The sequence below is a fragment of the Mycobacterium sp. genome (assembly GCF_035499775.1).
Classification (GTDB): domain Bacteria; phylum Actinomycetota; class Actinomycetes; order Mycobacteriales; family Mycobacteriaceae; genus Mycobacterium.
Genome location: NZ_DATJYB010000189.1, coordinates 1 through 4,376, shown reverse-complemented (window position 1 = coordinate 4,376; position 4,376 = coordinate 1). Strand labels below are relative to the sequence as shown.

The following is a 4,376-nucleotide window of genomic DNA, read 5'->3' as shown; positions in this document are numbered from 1 at the left end:
GCTGATCTGCGCCAGCCAACCCACCGACTCCGCGGTCGGGGTCCGCTGCGTACACAGCTGCTCCAGCCACTCGAACCCATCACCACCCCCCGCCTGCGGGTCCGGCTCCGGCTCAGATGTTTCTTCGAACATACATTCGATCATGCCATAAGGGTCCGACAACAATTCTGATAAATCGGAAGGCGCGGATGGACCCCACACTCCAGCCGATCCCCCAGCACCTCCGACCGGTAACTTTGGCCCGGTGGCCCACCTACTCGGAGCCGAAGCCGTACACCTGCAATATCCGACGCAGGTGGTCTTCGAGTCGGTCACGCTGGGCGTGAACGACGGTGCGCGCATCGGCATCGTGGGGCGCAACGGCGACGGCAAGTCCAGCCTGCTCGGCCTGCTCACCGGCGAGCTCACACCGGACTCCGGTCGGGTCACCCGGCGCAGCGGACTGCGGGTCGGCGCGCTGAGCCAGGCCGACACCCTCGACCCCGACCACACCGTCGGCTGGACGATGGTCGGCGACCAACCCGAACACCAGTGGGCGGGTGATGCACGCATCCGCGATGTGGTCAGCGGCTTGGTGTCCGATATCGACTGGGATGCAACGGTTTCCACGCTCAGCGGCGGCCAGCGCCGGCGGGTCCAACTGGCCCGGCTGCTGATCGGCGAATGGGACGTGATCGCGCTCGACGAGCCCACCAACCACCTCGACATCCAAGGCATCACCTGGCTGGCCGGCCACCTCAGCCAGCGCTGGGCCGCCAACACCGGTGGTCTGCTGCTGGTCACCCACGACCGGTGGTTTCTCGACGAAGTCGCCACCACCACCTGGGAGGTGCACGACGGGATCGTCGAACCGTTCGAAGGCGGGTATGCCGCTTATGTATTGCAGCGCGTCGAGCGCGACCGGCTCGCCGCCGCGGCGGAAGCCAAGCGCCAGAATCTGATGCGCAAGGAGCTGGCCTGGTTGCGCCGTGGCCCGCCGGCGCGGACCTCGAAACCGAAGTTCCGGATCGAGGCCGCCAACCAACTGATCGAAGACGTCCCCCCGCTGCGCAACACCGTGGAGCTGGCCAAGCTGGCAACAGCCCGGCTGGGCAAGGACGTCATCGATCTGCTGGACGTGTCAGTCTCCTTTGGCGCCCGCCCGGTCCTGCGCGACATCGAGTGGCGGATCGCCCCCGGTGAACGTACCGGCATCGTCGGCGCCAACGGCGCCGGGAAATCCACCCTGCTCGGCCTGATCGCCGGCACGATCCAGCCCGACACCGGACGGGTCAAGCGGGGCAAGACGGTCCAGCTGGCGGTGCTCGACCAGCAAGGCGACCGGCTGGCGGCGCTCGCCGAGGACCGGATCGCCGACGTGCTGGGCCGGCTACGCAATGACTATGAGGTCGACGGCCGCGAGGTCACGCCGACCCAGCTTCTGGAACGTCTCGGCTTCGCCCGCGGCCAGCTGTCCGCACGAGTCGGTGAACTCTCCGGCGGTCAACGGCGCCGGTTGCAGCTCATGCTGACGCTGCTGTCGGAACCCAACGTGCTGCTCCTCGACGAGCCCACCAACGACGTAGACACCGAAATGCTGACCGCCACCGAAGACCTGCTCGACTCCTGGGCGGGCACCTTGATTGTCGTCTCACACGATCGGTATCTGCTCGAACGTGTCACCGACCAGCAGTACGCGATTCTGGACGGCCGGTTGCGGCATCTGCCCGGTGGCATCGACGAATACCTGCGGTTGGCCGCGAAAACCGCACGCGCCCAGGACCCGCCGTCGGCCGTTGAGCCGCAGGGTATGACGGGCGCGCAGCGACGCACGGCGGAGAAGGAGTTGGCGGCCGTCGACCGCCAGCTCGCCCGGCTCGCGGACCAGATCGCGGCCAAACACCACGAACTCGCCGAGCATGACCAGTCCGATCATGTCGGGATTACCCGGCTCACCCAGGACTTGCGTGCCCTCGAGGACGAAGTCGCCGCGACGGAGGGCCGCTGGCTGGAGCTGTCGGAAGTGCTCGAATAGTCCGCTACGGCAAGCCGATTGCCGCTTCGGCGACGGCTGCCACGGCGCAGGCGGCGCCGGGCGCGACTCGAAGATGGCGCACCTGAGTCACCGTGTTGACGACGGTAAGGGCGGCCTGCACCCGCAGCCGGGCTTCGACGAGGCCGATCTCGCGGCCGCCGGTCCCGGTGAGCAGATGCGCCCACTCGTTGACATAGTCACGCTGCGCCTGGACGGCCTCATCCCGGTAGGGGTCGCCGAGATTACGCGCCTCGGTGATCAACACGGCGACCAGATCGGGGTGGGTAACGGCGAAGTCGGTGTAGGACCGGATCAGCTCGCGCAGGGCGGGAACGCATGCGTCGTGCGTCGAAAGTGCTTGGTCAACTTGCAGATAGAGATGGCCGGCGGCGCGGCCCAGCGCGATGGCGAGCAGTTCGGATTTGCTGGAAAAGTAGTTGTAGATGCTGGGCCCCGCGATACCCAATGACGCTGCGACGTCTTCAATGCCGACGCCGGCGTAGCGCCGCTGCGCGAAGAGCCGGGTCGCCTGCAGCAGGAGAGCCTCGCGACGACTGGCGGGTATCAGTCCTTTCACCGTCGACGCGCTCTGAGCGGTCGCCGCGCATTCGGCGGGTATCGCGGCATCCAGTACTCGACTCATCATGTCTGCCAACAAGACAACGTGTTCGTCGCGACTGACCTGCTGATGTTGGAAGGATGGCCCAAGCAAGACACCCAATACCGACCAGGCCAGCAGATCACGCGCGGCAGCGCCGAGTCCGGGACGTATTTCACCCAACTTGGCGGCGAATTCGGCGGCGATCGCGGAAACCTCGGCCCCGATTTGGTCCTGCTGTTCCAGCGCCAGATGGCGCACTTCGCGCGCCCACAGCGCCCCCAGATAGCTGTGATCCAGCACCAGGTCGGCGAGCGCGAGCAGACCCGCCTCACGGTTTCGCAGGTCGAGTCCGTCGACTGCGGCTTTGATCGGAACTATCGCGCCTTCAACCACTTCGAGCAGTAACCGTTGCTTGCTGGTGAAGTGCCGGTAGAGCGCAGAGGCGCCAACGGATACCTCGTCCGCGATGTCGCCCATCGACACGTGCTCGTAGCCGCGTTCGCGAATCAGTTCACTGGCCGCCGTCAGGATGATCGCACGACGATTGGACGGTCGGGTGCCGCGGGCCGGTCTGGTCACGCCCGCGATCGGTGTCTGCTCATCCACGCGCTCGCGTCGGTGTGGAAGTCCGGATGCTCGAAAAGCGCTGCCTGGGCTCGCGCCTCGATGCGGTCGACGACCTGATCGATGTCACAGCCTTCGGATTCGCGCAGGGTCGCCTTGACCGACCGAACCGCTCGTTGAGGAACCGTTGCGATCTCGGCTGCGAGCTGAAGGGCTCGGGTGCGTGCGCTTTCGGCGACCTCGGTCACCAAGCCGATCCGCACCGCTTCCTCCGCGTCGACGAATCGTCCTGTCGTCAACAGCTCCAGTGCCCGTTGGCGACCGACCGCCTGCGGCAATGTGGTCGACAGGCCGTAGTCGGGCCCGAGTCCCATGCGTACGAATGTCGCGCCGAAAGACGCCCGGGGACCAGCGATTCGGATGTCGCACGCCATCGCCAGGCCCCACCCCGCACCGACGGCAGGACCGTCGACCGCGGCGATGGTCAGCTGCGGGAGATTAGCCAGCTCGCGTACCGGCCGACCGACGTAACGCATCATCTGCACCGGCGGCTGGGCGCTGAAACCTTCTGACAGTAGAGACAAGTCGGCACCCGAGGAGAAACTGCGCCCGGCTCCGGTCAGCACCACCACCGACACGGTGTCATCGTCAGCCAGTTCGGTGAACAGGTTCGTCATGCCGTCGACGAGGTGACCGTCGAGCGCGTTGAGCGAATCGGGTCGGTCCAGCGTCACCAGCGCTACCAGCGGCGCCGGCCGCGACAGATGCACGACGTCCCGCGCCGCGGGCCCGGAGGGAAAGCTGCCGGTCATTGGAAGGACACTAGGCCTGCGCTACCCTCTCGTCAAGTAGACTGTTCGAGCGTCTATTCACTTATGGGCGATTAACCCGTTACTTCAGCATGCTTAGTTCGCATAGATACGATTGTTAGATCACTTAGCCATGACACTTCACTTCGCCGAGGGAACGTACTAGTTGTTGTAGTAGTTCAGCGCCGAACCGAGCGGGGAGGAAGCCCGATGGGGGAAGGACCATATCGAACGGTGCCCTACCGGCCCGGTGAGGCACTGCTCGCGTTGTACCGGCGGCGCGGCGCGGTGATCAACACCGGAATCGGCCGGCGCGGCTACACCTATCTGCTCGGCGCTGAGGCGAACAAGTTCGTGTTCGCCAACGCCGACGCGTTCAGCTGGCGGG

At 66.0% G+C, this 4,376-nt stretch carries 3 protein-coding genes and 1 pseudogene; 2 read left to right on the top strand and 2 right to left on the bottom strand.

The genetic code is table 11. From position 1 onward, the window contains the following. Positions 1 to 244: 244 nt before the first annotated feature. Positions 245 to 2,014, top strand: coding sequence for an ABC-F family ATP-binding cassette domain-containing protein (locus VML93_RS12725; RefSeq protein WP_325611045.1), 1,770 nt, complete (start codon positions 245 to 247; stop codon positions 2,012 to 2,014). A 4-nt stretch (positions 2,015 to 2,018) separates the two neighbouring features. Here the strand turns inward: VML93_RS12725 and VML93_RS12720 are convergent, their stop codons facing one another. Beyond that, positions 2,019 to 3,221, bottom strand: a complete 1,203-nt coding sequence (locus VML93_RS12720) for a TetR/AcrR family transcriptional regulator (protein ID WP_325611043.1) — start codon at positions 3,219 to 3,221, stop codon at positions 2,019 to 2,021. Further along, on the bottom strand, positions 3,191 to 3,991 hold the full coding sequence (locus tag VML93_RS12715) for an enoyl-CoA hydratase/isomerase family protein (RefSeq protein ID WP_325611041.1): 801 nt from the start codon (positions 3,989 to 3,991) through the stop codon (positions 3,191 to 3,193). The genes VML93_RS12720 and VML93_RS12715 overlap by 31 nt, the downstream gene beginning before the upstream one ends. A 231-nt stretch (positions 3,992 to 4,222) precedes the next feature. Here VML93_RS12715 and VML93_RS12710 point away from each other — a divergent pair. After that, a pseudogene (locus VML93_RS12710) lies at positions 4,223 to 4,376 on the top strand (cytochrome P450); the annotation flags it as partial.